This window comes from Microcella alkaliphila, from assembly GCF_004216855.1.
GTDB lineage: Bacteria > Actinomycetota > Actinomycetes > Actinomycetales > Microbacteriaceae > Microcella > Microcella alkaliphila.
On record NZ_SGXT01000013.1, the window covers coordinates 448,539 to 471,783 of the forward strand.

Annotated in this window: 19 protein-coding genes and 3 rRNA genes; 15 read left to right on the forward strand and 7 right to left on the reverse strand. The window is 67.5% G+C overall.

What is annotated here, in order from left to right:
- Window positions 1-32 precede the first annotated feature (32 nt).
- Entirely contained in the window at window positions 33-653 is a 621-nt protein-coding gene (locus EV140_RS05585) for a DNA-3-methyladenine glycosylase (RefSeq protein WP_130281966.1), read from the forward strand.
- Here the strand turns inward: EV140_RS05585 and EV140_RS05590 are convergent.
- Both EV140_RS05590 and EV140_RS05595 read right to left on the reverse strand, forming a co-directional pair.
- Window positions 637-1,227 (reverse strand): hypothetical protein, encoded by a 591-nt coding sequence (locus EV140_RS05590; RefSeq protein WP_241971309.1) that lies wholly within the window; start codon window positions 1,225-1,227, stop codon window positions 637-639. The genes EV140_RS05585 and EV140_RS05590 overlap by 17 nt on opposite strands.
- A 5-nt stretch (window positions 1,228-1,232) precedes the next feature.
- Window positions 1,233-1,847 carry a SatD family protein gene (locus EV140_RS05595; RefSeq protein WP_130281837.1) on the reverse strand — a complete coding sequence of 205 codons (615 nt, stop codon included), beginning with the start codon at window positions 1,845-1,847 and terminating at the stop codon, window positions 1,233-1,235.
- A gap of 89 nt (window positions 1,848-1,936) precedes the next feature.
- On the opposite strand from EV140_RS05595, the gene tyrS reads away from it, so the two are divergent.
- From tyrS to recN, 11 genes are all read left to right on the forward strand, one after another.
- The gene (gene tyrS / locus EV140_RS05600; protein ID WP_130281839.1) at window positions 1,937-3,247 is read left to right on the forward strand and encodes a tyrosine--tRNA ligase; all 1,311 of its coding nucleotides are present in this window, start codon (window positions 1,937-1,939) and stop codon (window positions 3,245-3,247) included.
- A 557-nt stretch (window positions 3,248-3,804) separates the two neighbouring features.
- Window positions 3,805-5,325 (forward strand): 16S ribosomal RNA (locus EV140_RS05605).
- A 425-nt stretch (window positions 5,326-5,750) separates the two neighbouring features.
- A 23S ribosomal RNA gene (locus EV140_RS05610) occupies window positions 5,751-8,869 on the forward strand.
- Between the two features lie 126 nt (window positions 8,870-8,995).
- Window positions 8,996-9,112, forward strand: a 5S ribosomal RNA gene (rrf, locus tag EV140_RS05615).
- The 16S, 23S and 5S rRNA genes sit together here, the layout of an rRNA operon.
- Before the next feature lie 108 nt (window positions 9,113-9,220).
- Window positions 9,221-9,538, forward strand: a complete 318-nt coding sequence (locus EV140_RS05620; RefSeq protein WP_130281841.1) for a hypothetical protein — start codon at window positions 9,221-9,223, stop codon at window positions 9,536-9,538.
- An 86-nt stretch (window positions 9,539-9,624) separates the two neighbouring features.
- Complete coding sequence (locus tag EV140_RS05625) at window positions 9,625-10,257, forward strand: hypothetical protein (RefSeq protein WP_130281843.1); 633 nt, start codon at window positions 9,625-9,627, stop codon at window positions 10,255-10,257.
- Complete coding sequence (locus tag EV140_RS05630) at window positions 10,247-11,260, forward strand: HAD-IIA family hydrolase (protein ID WP_130281845.1); 1,014 nt, start codon at window positions 10,247-10,249, stop codon at window positions 11,258-11,260. Before EV140_RS05625 ends, EV140_RS05630 begins: the two co-directional genes overlap by 11 nt.
- Window positions 11,261-11,262: 2 nt before the next feature.
- A complete protein-coding gene (locus EV140_RS05635) occupies window positions 11,263-11,487 on the forward strand; it encodes a hypothetical protein (RefSeq protein WP_130281847.1) in 225 nt (74 codons plus the stop codon).
- Window positions 11,484-12,383, forward strand: a complete 900-nt coding sequence (locus tag EV140_RS05640; protein ID WP_241971310.1) for a TlyA family RNA methyltransferase — start codon at window positions 11,484-11,486, stop codon at window positions 12,381-12,383. The genes EV140_RS05635 and EV140_RS05640 overlap by 4 nt, the downstream gene beginning before the upstream one ends.
- A 9-nt stretch (window positions 12,384-12,392) precedes the next feature.
- Window positions 12,393-13,418: an NAD kinase gene (locus EV140_RS05645; protein ID WP_130281849.1), complete on the forward strand. Its 1,026-nt coding sequence runs from the start codon at window positions 12,393-12,395 to the stop codon at window positions 13,416-13,418.
- Entirely contained in the window at window positions 13,415-15,115 is a 1,701-nt protein-coding gene (gene recN, locus EV140_RS05650) for a DNA repair protein RecN (RefSeq protein WP_130281851.1), read from the forward strand. The genes EV140_RS05645 and recN overlap by 4 nt, the downstream gene beginning before the upstream one ends.
- Window position 15,116: 1 nt before the next feature.
- Here recN and EV140_RS05655 read toward each other — a convergent pair whose 3' ends face one another.
- A complete protein-coding gene (locus EV140_RS05655) occupies window positions 15,117-16,067 on the reverse strand; it encodes a hypothetical protein (RefSeq protein ID WP_157985609.1) in 951 nt (316 codons plus the stop codon).
- A gap of 73 nt (window positions 16,068-16,140) precedes the next feature.
- Between EV140_RS05655 and EV140_RS05660 the strand changes: the two genes are divergently transcribed.
- Genes EV140_RS05660 through EV140_RS05670 form a run of 3 tightly spaced genes read left to right on the forward strand, consistent with a single transcriptional unit; the run spans window position 16,141 to window position 19,399 of the window.
- Entirely contained in the window at window positions 16,141-17,838 is a 1,698-nt protein-coding gene (locus tag EV140_RS05660; protein WP_130281855.1) for a CTP synthase, read from the forward strand.
- Window positions 17,839-17,843: 5 nt separating this feature from the next.
- A complete protein-coding gene (locus EV140_RS05665; protein WP_130281857.1) occupies window positions 17,844-18,437 on the forward strand; it encodes an NUDIX domain-containing protein in 594 nt (197 codons plus the stop codon).
- Window positions 18,438-18,439: 2 nt separating this feature from the next.
- Window positions 18,440-19,399, forward strand: a complete 960-nt coding sequence (locus EV140_RS05670) for a site-specific tyrosine recombinase XerD (protein WP_130281859.1) — start codon at window positions 18,440-18,442, stop codon at window positions 19,397-19,399.
- Window positions 19,400-19,447: 48 nt separating this feature from the next.
- On the opposite strand, the gene EV140_RS05675 is transcribed toward EV140_RS05670, so the two are convergent.
- The 4 genes from EV140_RS05675 to EV140_RS05690 are packed head-to-tail and all read right to left on the reverse strand — an operon-like array spanning window position 19,448 to window position 23,079.
- Window positions 19,448-20,545, reverse strand: coding sequence for a hypothetical protein (locus EV140_RS05675; RefSeq protein WP_130281861.1), 1,098 nt, complete (start codon window positions 20,543-20,545; stop codon window positions 19,448-19,450).
- A gap of 31 nt (window positions 20,546-20,576) precedes the next feature.
- Window positions 20,577-21,701 (reverse strand): hypothetical protein, encoded by a 1,125-nt coding sequence (locus EV140_RS05680; RefSeq protein ID WP_130281863.1) that lies wholly within the window; start codon window positions 21,699-21,701, stop codon window positions 20,577-20,579.
- On the reverse strand, window positions 21,698-22,588 hold the full coding sequence (locus EV140_RS05685) for a hypothetical protein (protein ID WP_130281865.1): 891 nt from the start codon (window positions 22,586-22,588) through the stop codon (window positions 21,698-21,700). Before EV140_RS05685 ends, EV140_RS05680 begins: the two co-directional genes overlap by 4 nt.
- A complete protein-coding gene (locus EV140_RS05690) occupies window positions 22,585-23,079 on the reverse strand; it encodes a hypothetical protein (RefSeq protein WP_130281867.1) in 495 nt (164 codons plus the stop codon). The genes EV140_RS05685 and EV140_RS05690 overlap by 4 nt, the downstream gene beginning before the upstream one ends.
- Window positions 23,080-23,245: the final 166 nt, after the last annotated feature.

A 23,245-nucleotide genomic window follows, 5' to 3' on the forward strand; every position in this document is an offset into this window, starting at 1 on the left:
GCGTGTCGCGCGGTGCGTCACCGGCCGCCGCGATGCTGGCCGGTGACGCCGTCTCGGTCGCCCCGCTCCTGCTGGGGGCCGTGCTCGACGGTCGGGGAGTGAGCGTCCGCTTGACCGAGGTCGAGGCCTATCTCGGCGTCGGTGAGGATCCCGGCTCGCACGCGTTCCGCGGCCAGACGCCCCGCACGGCACCCATGTTTGCCGCCCCCGGCACGCTGTACGTCTACCTCAGTTACGGCATGCACCGGTGCCTGAACCTCGTGACGGGCGAGGCGGGCACCGCCTCGGCGGTTCTGGTCCGGGCGGGCGAGGTCGTTGCCGGCATCGACGAGGCACGCGCCCGCGCCCTGGCCGGTCGCCGCCCGGGCGCCGACGGTGCGGTGCCGCGGGTGCCCGACCGCGATCTGGCGCGCGGTCCGGCACGTCTGGCGCGCGCCCTCGGCGTCACTCTCGACGACGACGGGCGGATGCTCGCTGACGGCGCCGTCGATCTCGCTGCGTCCCCGGGCCCCGCCCCCGCGATCGCGACGGGCCCGCGCGTCGGCGTCGCGCATCCCGGGGGAGGGGACGCGTACCCGTGGCGCTTCTGGATTCCCGGCGACCCGACGGTGTCGGCCTACCGGCCGGGGCGCGGGATTACGCGAGCGCGATGAGCGCGGCGGTCGCGCCCGCCCACAGCAGGCTCGCGAGCGTGCCGATGATGAACCGCTCGGTGACGTGGTGACCGGCGTCGAGGTCGCGGAAGCGGCCGACGCTCTTCACGGCGACGAGCACGGCGAGGATCTCCCAGCGGGCGAGCAGCACGGCCGCGACGACGGCGGCGCGCTCGAGGTAGCCGATGGTCGCGCCACCGCGCAGCACCTCGGCGGCGTCGTCTGCGGTGGGGCTGGCGTCACGGGGCGCCGTGTCCGCCGTGTCGTCGGTCGTCGCAGCGTGGGCCGTCCGTTGCCGCCGGTCGGCGAGCCGCAACACGCCGCGCACGACGGGCGCGCCGCCGGCGATCGCGAGTGCGATGATCAGCAGTTGCGTGACCAGGCCGCCGATCCCGACCGGCTGGACGGGCGTGACGCTGACGATGACCAGCCCGATCGCGACGAGCCCCACGGCGGGGAGCGCGTAGTGGTCTTTGCGTTGCACTCCGCCGACGACGGCGAGGGCGAGCACGACGGCGACGGCGGCCGACAGGGCGAGCCAACCGGCGAAGACGATCCAGGCTGCGGCGAACATGCCCGTCACCCTACTGTCGAATGCTCGGCATCGGCGGAGTCCATCAACCGTGCGATCGCCCGGCGGGCCTCCGCGTCGATGGCGAGCGCGGCCGCGCGGGCGCGCTTGCTCACGGCCTGTGGGGTGATGCCGAGCCGCTCGGCAGCCGCCGCCTGCGTCAGCCCCTGCTCGAGCAGGTCGTACAGTTCCCAACTCTGCGCGCTCCACCGGGCGCGCCCCGTGAGCAGCAGGGCGATGAGAGCATCCACGTCGTCGGCGTCGTCGGCGGCCGTGTCGGCCCCGGCCGCCGCAAAGTGGATGCTCGTGCGCGCCGCCTTCTGCACCGCCCGCCGCCCCGCGATGAACGCGGGGCCGCTCGCTTCGCGAATGCTCGCCGGCAGCGCCCCTGCGACGTGACCGATGCCGAGCCCGGCGCGAAAGTGTCCGCCCCGCAGGCACTCGAGCACGATGTCGAGTGCGGCGGTGGGGTCGGCGGTGAGCGCCTGCAATTCGTCACCGGCGGTGCGTTCCGCGGGCAGGGCGAGGCGGTCGCCGGCGCGGGCGTCGAGGCGGTGGAGGAGGTCGGCGACCCGGTCTCGGTCGGTGCGGCTGCCGATCTGGTCGGCGATCACGACGAACATGCATCAAGCCTAGAGGGGTGATATTGCCAACATCAACCCTCTGTCATTGATTCACAGGGCCCGCGATCCGACCGCGATAGCCTGTCGCGGTGACCGACGCGCTCGAATCGCTGACTCTGCCCCGCCTCGACAGCTCCTTCGATTCCCTCTGGGATGAGCTGATCTGGCGCGGCCTCGTGCACGTGTCAACCGACCCTGAGGCGCTGCGAGAGGTGCTCGACGGGGAGCCCATCACCTACTACTGCGGATTCGACCCCACGGCGCCGAGTCTTCACCTCGGGAACCTCGTGCAGCTGCTGCTGATGCGGCGCTTGCAGCTGGCCGGCCACCGGCCGCTGGCGCTGGTGGGCGGCTCCACCGGACTCATTGGCGATCCCCGTCCCACCGCCGAGCGCCAGCTCAACGACCGCGAGACGGTCGCCGAGTGGGTCGGTTACCTCCAGCAGCAGGTGAGTCGCTTTCTGTCGGCCGACGGCGACAACGCTGTGACCCTCGTCAACAATCTCGACTGGACGGCGGGGCTCTCCGCCATCGACTTCCTGCGCGATATCGGCAAGTACTTCCGTGTGGGAACGATGCTGAAGAAGGATGCGGTCGCCGCGCGCTTGAATTCCGATGCTGGCATCTCGTACACGGAGTTCAGCTACCAGATCCTTCAGGGCTACGACTTCCTCGAACTGCACCGCCAACACGGCTGCATTCTGCAAACCGGCGGCAGCGACCAGTGGGGCAATCTGACGAGCGGCACTGACCTGGTGCACAAGGCGCTCGGCGTGAGCGTGCACGCGATCGGCACGCCCCTGATCACGAACAGCGACGGCACGAAGTTCGGCAAGAGCGAGGGCAACGCCATCTGGCTCGACGCCGCGATGTGTTCCCCGTACGCCATGTACCAGTTCTGGCTCAACACCGACGACGCCGACGTGATCGATCGCCTCAAGGTGTTCACCTTCCTTGACCGCGCTGAGATTGAACGCTACGAGACGCTGGTCGCCGAGGAGCCGTTCCGACGCGCCGCGCAACGCCGGTTGGCGTTCGAGGTCACGGGATTCGTGCACGGTGAGAATGCGGTGCGTGCAGCGGTCGCCGCCTCGGCGGCGCTGTTCGGCCAGGGAGATCTCGCGAGCCTGGATGCAGCCACGCTGCGCGCGGCTGTCGCGGAGCTGCCCGGGGCGGAGGTGTCGGCCGACACGACGGTCGTCGCCGCCCTCGTCGAGAGCGGTCTCTGCTCGAGCGCCTCGGACGCCCGTCGTGCCATCGCGCAGGGTGGGGTCTCCGTCAACAACGTGAAGGTGGATGCGGAGGGCGCGGCCCTCGGGAACGTCGCGCTCGCTGGCGGGGTCGCCGTTCTCCGGCGGGGCAAGAAGACCCTCGCGGGCCTGCGCTTCACCGGCTCGTAACCGGGTCGCGGCGCACCGCTGTCCCGCCTGTTTGCAGGGGAGAGTGGCGCGACACGCCCGGGATGTGGCGGTGATTTGCCCGGCACCCCAAACGCCCGTAATGTTTTCTCTTGTCAGCCCGACGGAGCGGCGAGAGCGAGAAGCTCGAAGCCAGCTACCGGGCCGAATCCTCCAAGACAGAGCAGCCCTTGCGGGTGCGCTCATCGCCAAGTAGGATTCCAACTCCCCCGCAGGATCGACACTGCACTCGGAACTCCAGATGACTGGAAGCCCGAACTTGCAGAGAGTCTCCCGGGTGGGTACATTAGGAAAGTTGCCCTGACAGGGCGGCCGAGAGGCCGACCATCAGGAGCGTCCGATCCTTGAGAACTCAACAGCGTGCACTAAGTCAATGCCAAACAACCTCGTCGGTTGGTTTACCAACCGAATGAGATTCCTTTGGATTGAAACGAATGTCAGTAGATATTCAACTTCAGTCAGATTGAACTCGTGTCGAGCGGTAACGCTTGATGCAACTAGATGTGCCGGCAGCCTTCGGGTCGCCGTGCAATCAAACATTTACGGAGAGTTTGATCCTGGCTCAGGACGAACGCTGGCGGCGTGCTTAACACATGCAAGTCGAACGATGAACCCGGAGCTTGCTCCGGCGGATTAGTGGCGAACGGGTGAGTAACACGTGAGTAACCTGCCCTTGACTCTGGGATAAGCGTTGGAAACGACGTCTAATACCGGATACGAGCTGGGACCGCATGGTCACTAGCTGGAAAGAATTTCGGTCAAGGATGGACTCGCGGCCTATCAGTTAGTTGGTGAGGTAACGGCTCACCAAGACGACGACGGGTAGCCGGCCTGAGAGGGTGACCGGCCACACTGGGACTGAGACACGGCCCAGACTCCTACGGGAGGCAGCAGTGGGGAATATTGCACAATGGGCGAAAGCCTGATGCAGCAACGCCGCGTGAGGGACGACGGCCTTCGGGTTGTAAACCTCTTTTAGCAGGGAAGAAGCGAAAGTGACGGTACCTGCAGAAAAAGCACCGGCTAACTACGTGCCAGCAGCCGCGGTAATACGTAGGGTGCAAGCGTTGTCCGGAATTATTGGGCGTAAAGAGCTCGTAGGCGGTTTGTCGCGTCTGCTGTGAAAACGCGAGGCTCAACCTCGCGCCTGCAGTGGGTACGGGCAAACTAGAGTGCGGTAGGGGAGATTGGAATTCCTGGTGTAGCGGTGGAATGCGCAGATATCAGGAGGAACACCGATGGCGAAGGCAGATCTCTGGGCCGTAACTGACGCTGAGGAGCGAAAGCATGGGGAGCGAACAGGATTAGATACCCTGGTAGTCCATGCCGTAAACGTTGGGAACTAGATGTAGGGACCATTCCACGGTTTCTGTGTCGCAGCTAACGCATTAAGTTCCCCGCCTGGGGAGTACGGCCGCAAGGCTAAAACTCAAAGGAATTGACGGGGGCCCGCACAAGCGGCGGAGCATGCGGATTAATTCGATGCAACGCGAAGAACCTTACCAAGGCTTGACATATAGAGGAAACGTGCAGAAATGTACGCCCCGCAAGGTCTCTATACAGGTGGTGCATGGTTGTCGTCAGCTCGTGTCGTGAGATGTTGGGTTAAGTCCCGCAACGAGCGCAACCCTCGTCCTATGTTGCCAGCACGTAATGGTGGGAACTCATGGGAGACTGCCGGGGTCAACTCGGAGGAAGGTGGGGATGACGTCAAATCATCATGCCCCTTATGTCTTGGGCTTCACGCATGCTACAATGGCCGGTACAAAGGGCTGCAATACCGCAAGGTGGAGCGAATCCCAAAAAGCCGGTCTCAGTTCGGATTGGGGTCTGCAACTCGACCCCATGAAGTTGGAGTCGCTAGTAATCGTGAATCAGCAACGTCACGGTGAATACGTTCCCGGGCCTTGTACACACCGCCCGTCAAGTCATGAAAGTCGGTAACACCCGAAGCCAGTGGCCCAACCGTAAGGAGGGAGCTGTCGAAGGTGGGATCGGTGATTAGGACTAAGTCGTAACAAGGTAGCCGTACCGGAAGGTGCGGCTGGATCACCTCCTTTCTAAGGAGCTTCTGATGCGTCGCTTCGGCGGCTGCATCCAGAGCCGGAACTGAGACGCACGTTCTCAGCCGGTTTGCTCAAGGGTGGAACATTGATTTAGGTCGTCGGCTCGAGCCGGCTCGGTAGTACATCCCTTGTGGATAGGAACCCGCGCTTGTGAGAGGTGGCGACGTGCACGCTGTTGGGTCCTGAGGGACCGGGCCCCGGGAAACCGGGACACGATCTCTCGGACTTCTGGGCAGTCGCCGCGATGGCTGACTGCAGGGAGTGCCGACCGTATGTTGAGAACTACACAGTGGACGCGAGCATCTTAGAACTGATGCCTTCGGGTATCAGATCTACGATCTAGATTTATATAGATCATTGGTCAATCTGCAGCGTCGAACCTTTTAGGGGAGATGCTGTCGATCGATTCATACTCATGTAGTCAAGTTTCTAAGAGCAAACGGTGGATGCCTTGGCATCTGGAGCCGAAGAAGGACGTAGCAATCTGCGATAAGCCTCGGGGAGCTGATAAGCGAGCTTTGAGCCGAGGATTTCCGAATGGGGAAACCCCGCTGGGCGTACTTGTGCGACCTAGTGACTCCCGCCTGAATATATAGGGCGGGTAGAGGGAACGTGGGGAAGTGAAACATCTCAGTACCCACAGGAAGAGAAAACAACAGTGATTCCGTTAGTAGTGGCGAGCGAAACCGGAAGAGGCTAAACCGATCATGTGTGATAGCCGGCAGGCGTTGCATGGTCGGGGTTGTGGGACTCACCCGCTGTTCTGCCGAACAGCAAGGGTTACAGCGCGATATAGACGAATGGCATTGAAAGGCCAGCCACAGAGGGTGCCAGCCCCGTAGTCGAAATGTCGTAATGGCCCGGAGAGTATCCCAAGTAGCACGGGGCCCGAGAAATCCCGTGTGAATCTGTCAGGACCACCTGATAAGCCTAAATACTCCCAGATGACCGATAGCGGACAAGTACCGTGAGGGAAAGGTGAAAAGTACCCCGGGAGGGGAGTGAAATAGTACCTGAAACCGTTTGCTTACAAACCGTTGGAGGAGCCCTAGTAGCTCTGACAGCGTGCCTTTTGAAGAATGAGCCTGCGAGTTAGCGATATGTGGCGAGGTTAACCCGTGAGGGGTAGCCGTAGCGAAAGCGAGTCTGAATAGGGCGATTCAGTCGCATGTCCTAGACCCGAAGCGAAGTGATCTATCCATGGCCAGGTTGAAGCGACGGTAAGACGTCGTGGAGGACCGAACCCACTTAGGTTGAAAACTGAGGGGATGAGCTGTGGATAGGGGTGAAAGGCCAATCAAACTTCGTGATAGCTGGTTCTCTCCGAAATGCATTTAGGTGCAGCGTTGCGTGTTTCTTGCCGGAGGTAGAGCTACTGGATGGCCGATGGGCCCCAAAAGGTTACTGACGTCAGCCAAACTCCGAATGCCGGTAAGTGAGAGCGCAGCAGTGAGACGGTGGGGGATAAGCTTCATCGTCGAGAGGGAAACAACCCAGACTACCGACTAAGGTCCCTAAGCCTGTGCTAAGTGGGAAAGGATGTGGAGTTGCATAGACAACCAGGAGGTTGGCTTAGAAGCAGCCACCCTTGAAAGAGTGCGTAATAGCTCACTGGTCAAGTGATTCCGCGCCGACAATGTAACGGGGCTCAAGCACAGCACCGAAGTCGTAGGATTCGTACATTTGGTAGGCCTTTGTGGTCCAGCCGTACGGATCGGTAGGAGAGCGTCGTGTGGCCAGCGAAGCGGCGGTGTAAACCAGCCGTGGAGGCCACACGAGTGAGAATGCAGGCATGAGTAGCGAAAGACGGGTGAGAAACCCGTCCTCCGAAAGACCAAGGGTTCCAGGGCCAGGCTAATCCGCCCTGGGTAAGTCGGGACCTAAGGCGAGGCCGACAGGCGTAGTCGATGGACAACGGGTTGATATTCCCGTACCGGCGAAGAACCGCCCAAGCTAATCCAGTAATGCTAAGAGTCCGAATCCTCTTTTCAATGCACCTTCGGGTGCGGCGAGCTGAGGGCTAGCACTCGACCCTATGCTGGTGCGGCTAGCGTATTAACAGGTGTGACGCAGGAAGGTAGCTGAGCCGGGCGATGGTTGTCCCGGTGTAAGGACGTAGGGCGAGAGATAGGCAAATCCGTCTCTCATACAGCCTGAGATCCGATGCGTACCCCTCACGGGGGAAATCAGTGATCCTATGCTGCCGAGAAAAGCATCGACGCGAGGTTCTAGCCGCCCGTACCCCAAACCGACTCAGGTGGTCAGGTAGAGAATACCAAGGAGATCGAGAGAATCGTGGTTAAGGAACTCGGCAAAATGCCCCCGTAACTTCGGGAGAAGGGGGGCCGGATTCGTGAAGGGATTTACTCCCGGAGCGTTGAAGGCCGCAGAGACCAGTGGGAAGCGACTGTTTACTAAAAACACAGGTCCGTGCCAAGTCGCAAGACGATGTATACGGACTGACGCCTGCCCGGTGCTGGAAGGTTAAGAGGAAGGGTTAGCGCAAGCGAAGCTCTGAATTTAAGCCCCAGTAAACGGCGGTGGTAACTATAACCATCCTAAGGTAGCGAAATTCCTTGTCGGGTAAGTTCCGACCTGCACGAATGGCGTAACGACTTCCCAGCTGTCTCAACCGCGAACTCGGCGAAATTGCACTACGAGTAAAGATGCTCGTTACGCGCAGAAGGACGGAAAGACCCCGTGACCTTTACTACAGCTTGGTATTGGTGTTCGGTGTGGCTTGTGTAGGATAGGTGGGAGACTGTGAAGCGGGCACGCTAGTGTTCGTGGAGTCGTTGTTGAAATACCACTCTGGTCACCCTGGATGTCTAACTTAGAACCGTAATCCGGTTCAGGGACAGTGCCTGGTGGGTAGTTTAACTGGGGCGGTTGCCTCCCAAAAAGTAACGGAGGCGCCCAAAGGTTCCCTCAACCTGGTTGGCAATCAGGTGTCGAGTGTAAGTGCACAAGGGAGCTTGACTGCGAGACTGACAGGTCGAGCAGGGACGAAAGTCGGGACTAGTGATCCGGCAGTGGCTTGTGGAAGCGCTGTCGCTCAACGGATAAAAGGTACCTCGGGGATAACAGGCTGATCTTGCCCAAGAGTCCATATCGACGGCATGGTTTGGCACCTCGATGTCGGCTCGTCGCATCCTGGGGCTGGAGTAGGTCCCAAGGGTTGGGCTGTTCGCCCATTAAAGCGGTACGCGAGCTGGGTTTAGAACGTCGTGAGACAGTTCGGTCCCTATCCTCTGCGCGCGCAGGAAGATTGAGAGGATCTGACCCTAGTACGAGAGGACCGGGTTGGACGAACCTCTGGTGTGTCAGTTGTTCCGCCAGGAGCACCGCTGATTAGCTACGTTCGGGATGGATAACCGCTGAAAGCATCTAAGCGGGAAGCCGGCCTCAAGATGAGTCTTCCATGCCCTTAGGGGCGAGAGGCTCCCAGCCAGACGACTGGGTTGATAGGCAGGATGTGGAAGAGGGGACTAACGACCCTTGCAGCTGACCTGTACTAATAAGCCGATAACTTGACAACACCTTTCCTCGGAAGGGTTGAGTATGCGCTCGCGTCCACTTTGTGGTTCTCGATTTACGGTCGAGAACTACGCACAGATCATGCTTTGACATGACTGTCCGTAAACGATTGATAAATCAATAGTGTTTCGGCGGCCATAGCGAAGGGGAAACGCCCGGTTACATTCCGAACCCGGAAGCTAAGACCTTCTGCGCCGATGGTACTGCGAGGGGGACCTCGTGGGAGAGTAGGACACCGCCGGACTTCTTTGTGAAATGGCCACCCAGTGATGGGTGGCCATTTCGCGTTAACGCACGAATTTGTGCAGCGCGAGGAGACTCATGTCAGAGAAGCACGACCGACCGAAGCGCGATGGTGGCGAGAACCGTCGCCCCCGACGGGACGGCGACGCTCGCCCTCATCGGAGTAGCGACGGCCGTCCTCGACGGGACGGCGACGCTCGTCCGCAGCGCAGCGGCGACAGTCGGCCTCGTCGAGACGGCGATGCACGTCCGCGCCGTGACGGTGACGCAGCACCGCGCCGGGAGGGCGGGGAGCGCCGCTCGCATGCTCCGCGTGCGGGGTCGGGACGAGCATCCGAACGCCCGACGGGCGGAATTCGTCCGCGGCGCACCGACGCAGACGAGGGTCGCCCGCGGCACGATGATCCGCCGATTCCGGACGACGTAACGGGCCGCGAGCTCGACCGCGTCGCTCGCGCCGAACTGAAGGCGCTGAGCAAAGAGAACGCGGAGCGGGTCGCGCAGCACCTCGTCATGGCGGCTCGCCTCATTGATGAGGACCCCGAGCTCGCGCACAAGCACGCACAGGCGGCCGCCCGCCGCGGCGGTCGCATCGCGGTCGCTCGCGAGACGCTCGGCATCACCGCCTATCTGACCGGCGACTTCGCGCTCGCGCTGCGAGAGCTGCGCACGCATCGCCGCATCAGCGGGTCAAACGAGCAGGTTCCCCTGATGGTCGACTGCGAGCGCGGTCTGGGGCGCCCCGAGAAGGCTCTCGAGCTGGGGCGCAGCGTTGATCGTTCCGAGCTGAGTGTCGGCACACGTGTCGAGTTGGCGATCGCGATGTCGGGCGCGCGACTCGACCTCGGCCAGACCGAGGCGGCGCTGCGCGAGTTGGAGATCCCGCAGCTCGACCCCTCGACCGCTTACAGCTTCAGCCCCGCGCTGTTCGACTCGTACGCCGTTGTGCTTGCCGAACTCGGGCGCGAGTCGGAGGCCGCCGAGTGGGGTCGCCGGGCCGACATCGCCGCCCAGGCAATCGCCGAGGCCGAAGGCGGCGCGGGCGACGACGAGATCGAGGTCATCGAGGAAGGGCTCGACGACGTCGACGATGATGCGACCGAGGGCGAGGCGACGCCCGGCGAGGAGGGCGACGATGTTCGGTAGGAAGAAGGCGCCGACGCCGCTCGATGGTCGCGACGCGCTGTTGCTCGACCTCGACGGGGTGGTGTATCGGGGACCGGACGCGATCGAGCATGCCGTTCCGAGCATCCAGAAGGCGGCGACGTCGGCCCGCATCGGGTACCTGACGAACAATGCAGCGCGCACCGATCAGTCGGTCGCCGAGCACCTGTCGGCGTTCGGGCTCAGCGTTGAGGCGGCCGATGTCGTCACCAGCCCGCAGGCGGCTCTCCGTGTGCTCGCGACGCTCGTCGACCCGGGCGCCCTCGTCATGGTCGTCGGGGGAGAGGGCATCACCGTCGAGCTCGAGAAGGCGGGCTACCGCGTCACGCGCTCGGCCGATGACCAGCCCGACGCGGTCGTTCAGGGGTTCGCCCCGCACGTGGGGTGGGAACACCTCGCGGAGGCGAGTTACGCGCTGCAGCACGACCACGTGCACTGGGTGGCGACGAACACCGACTGGACGATTCCGCAGAAGCGCGGGGTGGCGCCGGGCAACGGCACCCTCGTGTCGGCCGTGCACCTGGCCGTCGGGCGCCTGCCCGTCTTTGCCGGCAAGCCCGAGAAGCCCATGTACGACGAGGCGGTTGAGCGCTTTGGTGCGAGCAATCCGCTCGCGATCGGCGACCGGCTCGACACCGACATTCAGGGCGCCAACACGGCGGGAATGGCCAGCGCGCTCGTCTTGACCGGCATCGATCAGGCCAAGCAGGTGCTTGCGGCGCCGGCCGGGCAGCGCCCGACCTACATTCTGCGCGACCTGCGTGAGCTGTTCGAGCCGTACCCGGAGGTGACCGAGGAGGTCGACGCTGACGGCGTGCGCTCGGTCTCGTGCGGGCAGGCGGTGGTGCGCATGAAGCAGAACGTCGTGCGCGTCGCCCGGGCGGGCGACGACCCCGTCAACCTGCTGCGCGCCGGCGCCGCGGTGATCTGGGCGTCCGGCCTGCAAATCTGGGGTCTCGACGTCGACCCGCAGCTATATTCGTGACCATGGACGAGCGCGGCGCAGAGACCGAACCGGAAACGGTCGAGCCCGAGACCGGCGAGCACGACACGGGTGATCTCGACACCGCCGATCTTGACAAGCCCGATCTCGACACCCCCGACGAGGGCCTGCTCTCGCAGCTCGCCCTCATCGACGACCAGCCGCTCGAGGACCGTGCGGCCGCGTTCGCGCAACTGCATGACGCGTTGCGGCAGCAGCTCGAGGCGTGACCGCGCGCACCCCTCGCTCGGCTTCCGGCTCTGACTCCGGTGCGACGCGGCGCCTCGACGTGGCGCTCGTCGACGCGGGGCTCGCGCGCTCGCGCACGGCCGCGCGTCAGGCGATCGAGGCCGGGCGGGTCAGCGTCGGCGGCAGGGTGGTGACGAAGCCGGCGTACGCGGTGCGAGCATCCGATCAGTTGGGGGTAGAGGGCGCGAGCAGGTATGTCAGTCGCGCCGCGCACAAGCTGCTGGCGGCTCTCGACGCGGAGGAGGCCGCCGGTCGCCCGCTGCCGATCGCGGGGGCGACGGCGCTCGACGTGGGCGCCTCCACGGGCGGCTTCACCGAGGTGCTGCTCGAGCGCGGCGCCGACACCGTCATCGCCCTCGACGTCGGCCACGGCCAGTTGGATGCCCGCATCGCGCTCGACGCGCGCGTCGCGGTCGTCGAGGGGGTCAACGCCCGCGACCTCACCCCCGAGCTGCTCGCGACGACCAGCGGAGTGAGTGACCGGCCCTCGGTCGTCGTGGGCGACCTGAGCTTCATCTCGCTCGGCGTCGTGCTGCCCGCGCTCGTTGCGACGGTCGGCGCGGACGCCGACTACGTGCTGCTCATCAAGCCGCAGTTCGAGGTCGGCCGACAGGGCATCCGCGAGGGCATCGTGCGCGACGCGGGGGCCCGCGAGGAGGCGATCATGGGCGTGCTCTGGGCGGCGGCCGACGAGGGCTTACGGGCGTCGGCGCTCCTGTCCTCCCCGGTCGTCGGAACCCACGGCAATCATGAGTATCTGGCCGTCTTCCGGCGTGAGTACGGGGTCGATCCGACAGAATGGAGGGGCCGCGCGGCCGAGTTGGCCCGCACGGTCGTGACCGGGGCCCCGCGGGCCGCCGATCAGCCACCCGTGTGAAGGAGCCCCGTGACTGAACGCCACATCCTCGTCGTCGCCCACACGGGCCGCGACGAGTCGCTCGAGGCGGCCGTCACCGTCTGCCGGCTGCTCGGCGACGCCGGGCTCACGCCCGTCGTCGCTGCCGACAGCGTCGATGATCTGCGGGAGGCCACCGGCGGGGCAGAGCTGCGGGTGCTCGCCGATGCTGAGGACCACGGTGACGTCGCCGTGGGTGATGTTGAGCTCGTCATCGTGCTCGGCGGCGACGGCACGATCCTGCGCGCGGCTGAGCTCGTGCGCGGCGGGTCGGCGCCGCTGCTTGGGGTGAACCTCGGGCACGTCGGCTTCCTCGCCGAGAGCGAGCGCGACAGTCTGACGGAGGCGGTCGCGCGCGTGTTGTCGCGCGACTACCTCGTCGAAGAGCGCATGACGCTCTCGGTGCGGGTGAAGGTCGACGGCGAGGTCATCTGGCAGACGTGGGCGCTGAACGAGGCGACCGTCGAGAAGGCCAGTCGCGAACGGATGCTCGACCTGGCCGTCGCGGTCGACGGCCGGCCGCTCACCAGCTTCGGCGCCGACGGCGTCGTCATGGCGACCCCCACCGGGTCGACCGCCTACGCCTTCAGCGCCGGCGGCCCCGTCGTCTGGCCGAGCCTCGACGCGCTGCTCATGGTTCCTCTCAGCGCGCACGCCCTGTTCGCCCGCCCGCTCGTGGTGGGCCCGAACTCGTCACTCGCCGTCGACGTGCTCGACCGTACGGGTGCGACCGGCGTGCTGTGGTGCGACGGGCGTCGCGCCTTTGACCTGCCCGCCGGCGCGCGCGTGGTCGCCCGGCGATCGTCCACGCCCGTGCGGCTCGCGCGGCTGCACCCCGGGCCCTTCACCGATCGACTCGTGCACAAATTCGCCCTGCCCGTCCACGGCTGGCGGGGCGGGGCCGACGCCGAGAATCCCGCGACGGGCGCGATCACGGTGCCGCGGGCATCCGCGGGGGCGAGCGGCGCAGATGCGGATGCCGCCGCGGGCGAGGGCGCGGAGGGCGACGCGTCGTGATCGACGAGATCTCGATCCGCGACCTGGGTGTGATCGGCGAGGCGCGGCTGCCGCTCGGGCCCGGCTTCACCGCGCTCACCGGGGAGACGGGCGCCGGCAAGACCATGGTCGTCACGGCGCTCGGGCTACTGCTCGGCGCGCGCGGCGACGCGGGCGTGGTGCGCTCGGGGGCCGACCGCGCGTTCGTCGAGGGGCGCTGGATCGTCGACACCGACGGCGCGGTTGCCGAGCGCGTGCGCGATGCCGGGGGCGACCTCGACGATGACGAACTGATTCTCGCCCGCACGGTCTCGGGCGAGGGCCGGTCGCGCGCCGTCGTCGGCGGACGGTCGGCGCCGGTCGGCGTGCTCGGAGAACTCGGCGAGCAGCTCGTCGTCGTGCACGGGCAGAGCGACCAGGTGCGGCTGAAGTCGTCCACGGCGCAGCGTGAGGCGCTCGACCGCTACGCGGGGTCAGAGCTCTCGGCTGTGCTGGCTGAGTATCGGGCGGCATTCGCCGCCTGGAACGCGGCGCGCGACGAACTCACGCGACTCACCGGCGACCGGGATGCGCGGGCCCGCGAGGCCGACGACCTGCGCGCCGCCATTGACGAGATCGAACAGCTCGCGCCACAGCGCGGCGAAGACACCGAGCTCGCCGAGCGGGCCGAGCGACTCGGCAACCTCGAAGACCTGCGGCTCGCCGCCGCGCAGGCGCACGAACTGCTGTCGAGCGAGGCGCTCGACGGCGCGAGCGACGCGATCGGACTCATTGACGCCGCGCGCCGCTCGGTCGAGCGGGTCAGCGGGCACGACGCGCAGCTCGCGCCGATCGTCGAGCAGCTGGCGGCGGCAGGCTTTGCGGTCACCGAGGCGGCAACCGAGCTCTCGGGCTACCTCGCGTCGCTCGAAACCGACGGCGGACGCGAACTGGAGGCGGTCAACGAGCGCCGTGCGGCCCTCACCGACCTTGCGCGACGCTTCGGGCCGGGGCTTGACGACGTCATCGACCTGCTCGACACGGGGTCGGCGCGGCTGCTCGAACTCGACCACGACGACGACCGCATCGCCGATCTCGCCGAGGAGGTCGAGCGCGGAGAGGCCGCCGTCGACGGGCTCGCCGACCGGCTGACCGCCCTGCGCACCGCGGCCGCGGCCCGGCTTGCCGACGCGGTGACCGCCGAGCTCGCCGCGCTCGCGATGCCGGATGCGCGCCTCACCGTCTCACTCGAGCGGCGCGACGAGTTGACCTCCTCGGGCCGCGACTCCGTCGCGCTGCTGCTGCAGCCGCACGCGGGCGCCGACCCGCGGCCGCTCGGCAAAGGCGCCTCGGGCGGCGAACTGTCGCGGGTGATGCTGGCGCTCGAAGTCGTGATCGCCGAGACCGATCCCGTGCCGACGTTTGTGTTCGACGAGGTCGACGCCGGGGTGGGTGGGGCGAGTGCGATCGAGATCGGCAGACGGCTCGCGCGGCTTGCCCGCACCTCGCAGGTCATCGTCGTCACGCACTTGGCGCAGGTCGCCGCGTTCGCGACCAACCACCTCACGGTCGTGAAAGGCAGCGACGGCACCGTCACCGCCTCCAGCGTGCAGCAACTCGACGGCGACGCACGGGTGGCCGAGATGGCGCGGCTGCTGTCCGGGCTCGCCGACAGCGACACGGGGCTTGAGCACGCGCGCGAACTGCTCGCCGAGGCGCGCAGTCTCAGCGGCGTCTGACTCAGCCGGCGAGGTCGACGATGTCGACCGTCGTCACCTGCCGCTCGGCACCATCAACCAGGGTCGAGAACTCGACCTGCGTCGCCTCGGCGGCCGCCGTCAAGGGAATCGCCAGCACACTCGTGAACGGCGCGAAGTCGGCCGTGCAGAACGAGTTCGGTGCCTTTCGCTCCTGCAGCGTCACCCCGATCGTGTCGGAGGCGAGACCCGCGTCGACCGCCGTTGGAATGAGTGGGCAACTCGACGAGCCGTAGGTGACGATCGTCAGCTCGCGATCGTCGGCGAGCTCGAGCACGGGGCTCAGCCAGAACGCCTGCGGACCGTCGGGCTGCTCGGCATCGGGGGCAGGTTCGGGAAGCAGCGCGGGCAAGCCCGGGTACTCGTCGACCGCCGCCGAAGCGGGCACGTCGACCGGCTGGAGGTTCGGGTCGATCACCATGATCGTGAACGCCTGCACCCAGTCTTCGTCGCCGAGGCGCGGCTCGCGCCACTCGACATCGGCGAGGACCTCGTCGGCCGTCGCGCCCTCGGGCGCCGAGACGATGTGGAAGTGCGGGGCGAGGTCATCGGTGCAGGCATCGGCTGCCCCCTTCTGGAACGTGGCACTCAGCCGGTCGTCAGCGAGCACCTCAAGCGCGGTCAACACAAAGGGGCAGCTGGAGGAGCCGTAGCTGATGAACGTGATCACATTGCGGGCGGGGCCCTCGTTCCACCAGGCGATGGGCTCGATTGGACCCTCAAACGCCGGGTCGGGCACCGGGGCTCCCGGCGGCCACCCCGCACCCTCCGCGTCAGCGATCGACTGGGGCGCTGGGGGCAGAGCCGGCTGCGTCGCGCAGCCGGCGGTGAGCGCAGCGAGCGCAACGAACGCGGCGAGCGTCGCCGCGGCGCGGCGCGCGGGGCGTGCTTCGAGCATCCCGAACCGAGTGAATGTGCGTGATCGTTCCCCCATGTCCGGCAGGGTACGCGGCTCGATTCCGCGCGTCGAGGCTTTCGCGGTCACGGGTCGGATACGATAGAACCCCGTGGCAGACACTTCAGACTCCGGGAACGGTGACCGCGTCACCAAACACATCTTCGTCACCGGAGGAGTCGTCTCCTCTCTCGGCAAGGGCCTGACGGCGGCCAGCCTCGGCAACCTGCTCACCGCCCGAGGCCTGCGCGTCGTCATGCAGAAGCTCGACCCGTACCTCAACGTCGACCCTGGCACGATGAACCCGTTCCAGCACGGCGAGGTGTTCGTCACCGACGACGGCGCCGAAACCGACCTCGACATCGGGCACTACGAGCGCTTCCTCGACATCAACCTGAACCAGGCCGCGAACGTCACGACCGGCCAAATCTACAGCCAGGTCATCGCCAAGGAACGCCGCGGCGAGTACCTCGGCGACACGGTGCAGGTGATTCCGCACATCACCGACGAGATCAAGCGCCGCATGCGCCTGCAGGCCGAAGACGACCCGCAGCCCGACGTCATCATCACCGAGATCGGCGGCACCGTCGGCGACATCGAGTCGCAGCCGTTCATCGAGTCGGCCCGCCAGGTGCGCCACGAGCTCGGCCGCAAGAACGTGTTCTTCGTGCACGTGAGCCTCGTGCCGTTCATGGGCGCCAGTGGCGAGCAGAAGACGAAGCCGACGCAGCACTCGGTCGCGGCCCTTCGCTCGATCGGTATCCAGCCCGACGCGCTCGTCTTGCGCAGCGACCGGCCCGTCACGAGCGCCAACCGACGCAAGATCGCGCTCATGTGCGACGTCGACGAGCAGGCCGTCGTCAACGCGGTCGACGTGCCGTCGATCTACGACATCCCGTCGATGCTGCACAGCCAGGGTCTCGACGCCTACATCATCGACCAGATCGGCCTCGAGGCGAACGAGGTGGCGTGGGACGGCTGGGCCGACCTGCTCACCGCCGTGCACGAGCCGAAGCGCGAGGTCACGATCGGTCTCGTCGGCAAGTACATCGACCTGCCCGACGCGTACCTGAGCGTCACCGAGGCGCTGCGCGCCGGCGCGTTCGCCCACCAGTCGAAGGCCGTGATCCGCTGGATCGCCTCCGACGAGTGCGAGACCCCCGAGGGCGCGGCGAAGCACCTGAGCGACGTCGACGCGATCTGCGTGCCCGGCGGCTTCGGCGTGCGCGGCATCGAGGGGAAGCTCGGTGCCCTGAAGTTCGCCCGCGAAAACATGATCCCCACGCTCGGGCTGTGCCTGGGGCTGCAGTGCATGGTCATCGAGTACGCGCGCAACGTGGCGGAGCTGCCCGGAGCATCCTCGAGCGAGTTCGACCCCGACACCGAGTTCCCCGTCATCGCGACGATGGCCGAGCAGGTGGCTCACATCGACGGCGGCGACCTCGGCGGCACGATGCGCCTCGGGCTGTATGAGGCCGCGCTCGGCGAGGGGTCGCTGGCCCGCGAGCTGTATGGCGAGGCGACGATCGGCGAGCGGCACCGCCACCGCTACGAGGTCAACAATGCCTACCGTGACCGCATCGCCGAGGCCGGGCTGTCGTTCTCGGGGCTCAGCCCCGACGGCTCGCTCGTCGAGTTCGTCGAACTGCCGCGCGAGAAGCACCCGTTTTACATCGCCACGCAGGCGCACCCCGAGCTGCGCTCCCGCCCGAACCGCGCGCACCCGCTGTTCTCGGGGCTTGTTGGCGCCGCGATCGAGCGGCAGAAGGCCAGTCGCCTGTTCGACGACGAGCAAACCGAGGGCGAGTAGGGCTCGTGAGCGAACTGCCGGCGGGTGAGGCGCCGCTCGCCGACGAGCCGTTCGCGCCCGAGATCGCGTCGAGCGAGGTCGTCTTCGACGGCGCCGTGTGGGATGTGCGCCGCGAACGCTTCGCCTTCGGCGACGGCGAACTGGTGCGCGAATTCGTCGCGCACACGGGCGCGGTTGCGGTGCTCGCGATCGACGACGACGATCGGATGCTCGCCATCCGTCAGTACCGTCACCCCATTCGCGAACGCAATTGGGAGCTGCCCGCCGGGCTGCTCGACATCGAGGGGGAGGACCCGCTCGAGGCCGGCAAGCGCGAGCTGGCGGAAGAGGCTGACCTCGTCGCGGCCGACTGGGAGCCACTCATCCAGCTGCACACGACGCCCGGCGGCTCGGACGAGATCATCCACGTGTTTCGGGCGACGGGGCTCAGCGCGGCGCCCGAGGTGTTCGCCCGTGACGGCGAGGAGGCCGACATCGTGACCCGCTGGGTCGCGGTGGAGGAGGCAGTCGACGCAGTGCTCGCGGGTCGCGCCCGCAACGGCATCTTCATGGCCGCGGTGCTCGCCGAGCACGCGCGCCGCACCCGGGCCCGAGGCTAGCCGTGGCGGAGGCGCGAGAGCCGTCTCCGGAGCTTCAGCGCGCGGTCGACCGGTACCTGCGGCACGTCGCGCTCGAGCGCGGCCGCTCGCCGCACACCGTCGCCGCCTACCGGCGTGACCTCGGCCGCTACCTCGCCCACCTCGCAGGCGGCGGCGTGGATGCTGTGGGCGGCATCGCCGAGAAGAACGTCGCGTCGTTCGTCGCGGCCGTCCGCGACCCGGAGCTCGCCTCGGGCGGCGCCGGGCCGGTGTCGGCCTCGAGTGCCGCCCGCATGCTGTCGAGCGTGCGGGGTTGGCACGCGTTCCTTCTTGAGGAGGGGCTCGTGGAACGCAACGTCGCCGCCGAGCAGAAGCCGCCCCGGCAGGCGAAGCGACTGCCGAAGGCGATCACGATCGACGAGGTCGAGCGCCTGCTCGACGCCTGCACGGGCGACGACCCGCTGATGCTGCGCGACCGGGCGCTCCTCGAGCTGCTGTACGCGACGGGCGCACGCGTCTCGGAGGCGGTCGGCCTCGCCGTCGACGACGTGACCGGGGACGACGGGGGAGCGGCGGAGGTCGTGCGGCTCTTCGGCAAGGGGCGTAAGCAACGGCTCGTGCCGATCGGACGCTTCGCCCGCGAGGCGCTCGACGCGTACCTCGTGCGGTCGCGGCCGGTGCTCGCGCCGCGGGGACGAGCATCCGGGTCGCTGTTTCTGGGCGCGCGCGGCGGGCCGCTCAGCCGGCAGAGTGCGTGGTTGATCATTCGCGGCGCGGCTGAGCGGGCCGAGCTCACCGCCGAGCTGTCGCCGCACACGCTGCGGCACTCGTTCGCCACGCACCTACTCGAAGGCGGGGCCGACGTGCGCGTCGTGCAAGAGCTACTCGGGCATGCGTCGGTCGCGACGACGCAGCTGTACACGCTCGTGACGGCCGACGCCGTGCGCGAGGCGTGGGCGCTCGCGCACCCGCGGGCACGGTAGGCGCGGCGCGGCCCGGATGAGAAGCCGGGCCTCCTGGGTCGGGCGCGGTCACGGCGTACTGGTGAGGCCCTCGAGCTCGATCGTGCCGTCGGGGCGCCAGGCGTAGACGAAGGGGCGCAGACCGTCGGCGGGCGGCGTCGCGATGCCGGCGCTTGCGAACTCGCTTGCCGTGACGCAGCTACTGTCGATGGGCGCCGATGCGACACCGATGCGGGTCGCGATCGCGCACACTTCCAACTCGCCGCCGGGGGTGGGGGAGCGGCGGACGGCGCCGATGAGGATCCACGTCTCGTCGACCCGCGCCAGCTCGGCGGGGCCGAAGAGTGCTTCGGGCCGTCCGCTCGGCCGGGTGATGAGCTCGAGCGACCGCACGAGAAAGCTTGGGCCGTCCTCGGCCGCGAGGACGAGATTGCGCACCGCGGGCAGGCCCATCGCGGTCAGCTCGACGAGGTCGGTGGGGCCGGTCGGGGTGAGCTGCACGCTGGAGGTGCCGCCGGGGCCCCAGCCGTAGCGAAGCTCGGCACCCGGCAGCGACTCGAGGATGCTGACGTCGCCGCCGGAGAGGAAGGCCGGTTCGGGCAGGCAGGTGCGGCTCCACAGCCGGTCGGCCGCAAAGACGGCGAGACAGACGGTGCGCTCGGAGGGCGGTGTGCGGGGGGAGGCGCCGCCCCGGTAGGCCACGAGCTCGAGCAGCTCGCCGGGCTCAGTCAGCACGACCGACTGCAACACCCGCACCCCGCTGAACAGCAGGCCACCCGTGCCCGCGAGGCGCTCGTCGAGCACCCGCTCGCGCGGGGTGGCCGGGCGTTCGACCACGGCGAACGCGGGCGGCTCGCGCGGGATCGCCACGAGCGCGACGGCAATGAGTGCGACGACGGCGAGCGCGGCGGCGATCAACACGCGAACCGACACGCGGGATGCGCGGGGCGCGTCAGCCGCGTCCGGCCCGTCGGCCAACGATTGGTCGACGACCGGGGGTGTCGGGTCGGGGGCCGGGCGGCGGCCGGCGAGGATGCGGGCGGCGCGCTGGGCGAGCATCCGAGATTCGGGGCTGTCGGCGACGCGGCCGTGGGCGATGCGCGCGAGCGCGACGTCGTCGAGGGCCTCCAGGCCGTCGAACGCGTCGGGGTCAGCGTCGTCGCCCACGGGCACAGTCAAGCACGGCCCTGCCGGAGGATCACTGCCCGTCGACCGTGAACACGCCAGATGGCTCGTAGGTGACGAACACGTGGCCGTCGGGCAGCGGGTATGAGCCGCGGAGCCCCTCGCGGCGGAACTGGCCGAGCGAGGCGCACACCGACGCGCGGGATGATCCGCTGACGAGCGAGTACACGCAGACCTGGCGGCTGTCGCCGGCCGCCGGTTCGACGGTGCCCACGAACAGGGTCGTGTCGAGCTGCCCGACCACGGCGGGCCCGACGAGGGCGCGGCCGAGGCGCTCGTCGGAGCCGCTGAAGCGGGGAAGGCGCTCGAGTGCGCGCACGGCGGCGATGTCGAGCCCCTCGGCGACGTCGTCCTCACTGAAGCGGCTCGCACCGTCGCCGAGAACGAGCTCGGTGGCGTCGGAGGCCCTCACGCCGCCGCGGGGACCCCACTCGAAGCGGATCAGTTGAACAACATCGAAGTTCACGCTGGCCTGGTCGATGCCGCGCAGCACTCCCTGCATGCCGTGGACCCGCACCACCTCCTCGGGGGTGCAGACCTCGGGAGGGAAGTAGACGCCCGGGGCTTCGCCGGTCATGCACACCTGCGGGCCGAGCGACTCCCCACCGTAGAAGCCCGCCCCCTCAATGCGCACGGCGTAGAGCTCGGTGAGGCCCACCGACCCGACGTTTCGCGCGTTCGCCGGCGCCTCGGGGCCGAAGAGCGCGACGGCGTGTTCGAGTTCGCGGCTCGTGGGCTCACGGTCGAACACGGCGAGGGAGTCGTCGCCGTCGCCGAACGTCGACATGGCGCGGTCGGCGAGGGCTCCGCCGGCGAGGCCGAGGACGAGCGCGGCAGCGGCGACGCCGGCGAGCAGGGGGGTGCTCCAGCGGCGGCCCGGGGGCCCGTCGTCCGTCGTCGGCGCTTCCAGGTCTGCATCGTCTCGGTCGCGGTGCGCGGGCTGCGCTCCGGGCTGTTCCGACGGTGTCGTGGGCGGCGCGTGCTGCCCGGTGGGCGGGGCGGCCGGGGCGCCGCGCGAGGCGAGGATGCGCGCGGCGGCTTCTGCGCGCATCCTCGCCTCATCCGAATCGGCGCGCCCGTACGCGATGCCGCGCAGCGCGGCGTCGTCGAGGGCGTTGAGATCGGGCACCGCCGTCATCGGGTTTCTCTCGCGCTGACGTCGAAGCCCACGCCCTCGCGCGGGCGGGCGAAGAGGGTGACGCCTTCGTCGACGAGCTGAAGGGTGATTCCCGACTCGCGGAATGTCGCAAGTGAATCGCACACCGGGGGCAACAGCTCGTCATTGAAGCGGACGGTGAGGCACACCGAGCGCTCGGCGTCCGCGGTGGCGCCCGCGTGCACGCTCAGGTAGGTCGTTGTCGTCACCCCACTGTCGCTGCCGCGTCCGATCTCGCCCGGGCCGAGCTCGGGGAGGGAGACACTCTCGGCGACGAGGCGACTGACGTCGGGATCGGCACCCGTGAATCGGAGAGTGTCGATAAACGGAATGTCGAGACCGACAGCGCGCTCTTCCTCTGAGTAGAGCTCGTCAGGGCTGAGAACGACCTCGTCGGTCAGATCGACGACGGTCACCTCGCCGGTGGGCGACCACACGACGGTGATGAGGCGCTCGGTTCGCCAGGTGGGGAAGCCCGAGGGCTGTTCGATTGCGGACAGCACGCCGCGAAGCCCGTGCTCACGAAACACGGTCTCGGACACGCACCCGGTCGAGAAGAACACGAGTCGGGGCGAGCGGGCGCTCACGCAGAGGACCCCTTCCGGGTGGGGCATGCCCGACCACATGTCGACGGTGCTGCGAACGGCAAAGATCTCGGTGTCGCCGAGCGTAGCGATTCGCCGTGTGGCGAGGATGGAGTTGGCGGCGAAATTCGTCGAGGTCCAGCGGTCCTCGCCGCTCGGTTCTCCGTCGAAGATTGACAGAGCGTCGAGGGCCATAAGGGGCGCCCACCGCTCACTCGTCAGCCCGAGCATCACCCCGACGGTGAGCCCGGCGGCGATCACGGCGAGAAGCGTGCGACGCCTCATTGCGCTGACTCCTGTGCCGCCGTCAGCGCGATGTCGGCACCACCGCGCGGGCCCCACGCGATCGACAGGGACCGCAAATTCTCGGCCGGCGGGTAGGTGCCGCTCGTGTCCATTTCGCTCAGGTGACCGACGATGCCCTGCCGCTCGAACACCGTTCGGGGAACGCACGGCGGCGACACAAAGTTTGCATCGGGTGCCATTGCGAGCAGGCACACCTGGGCGCCGACGTCGCTGCGGGGCGTTCCGTAGTCGGGGGGCAGCAACTGCGCGAACACGTCGACGTCGTCGACCGTTGCCAGATGACGCACCTCTGTTTCAGTGGCGGCGCTCCCGAATCCCAGTCCGAACTGGTTCGCACGGGCGAGCGCGGCAACCTCGAGCTCGCTCGCAGGGCGGTCGAAGACCGCGAGCGAGTTGGGGGCGAGGGCGTCGGCGGCCCGGTCGATGCCGAATCCGATCGCCGTGCCCACCGCGATGCTCGCAGCGAGCACGGCGACGCCGCCGAGGCGAGCGCGCGTCCAGAACGGGCGGGGGAAGTCGTCGTCCAGAGCGTCGAGATTGTCGGCTCTTCGTCATGAAGCGGGGGTGAGTGGTTCGGGCGTGCCGGTGGCGGGATAGGCGGCGGGGCCTTCCAGGATGGAAGTTCCTACGCTCCCC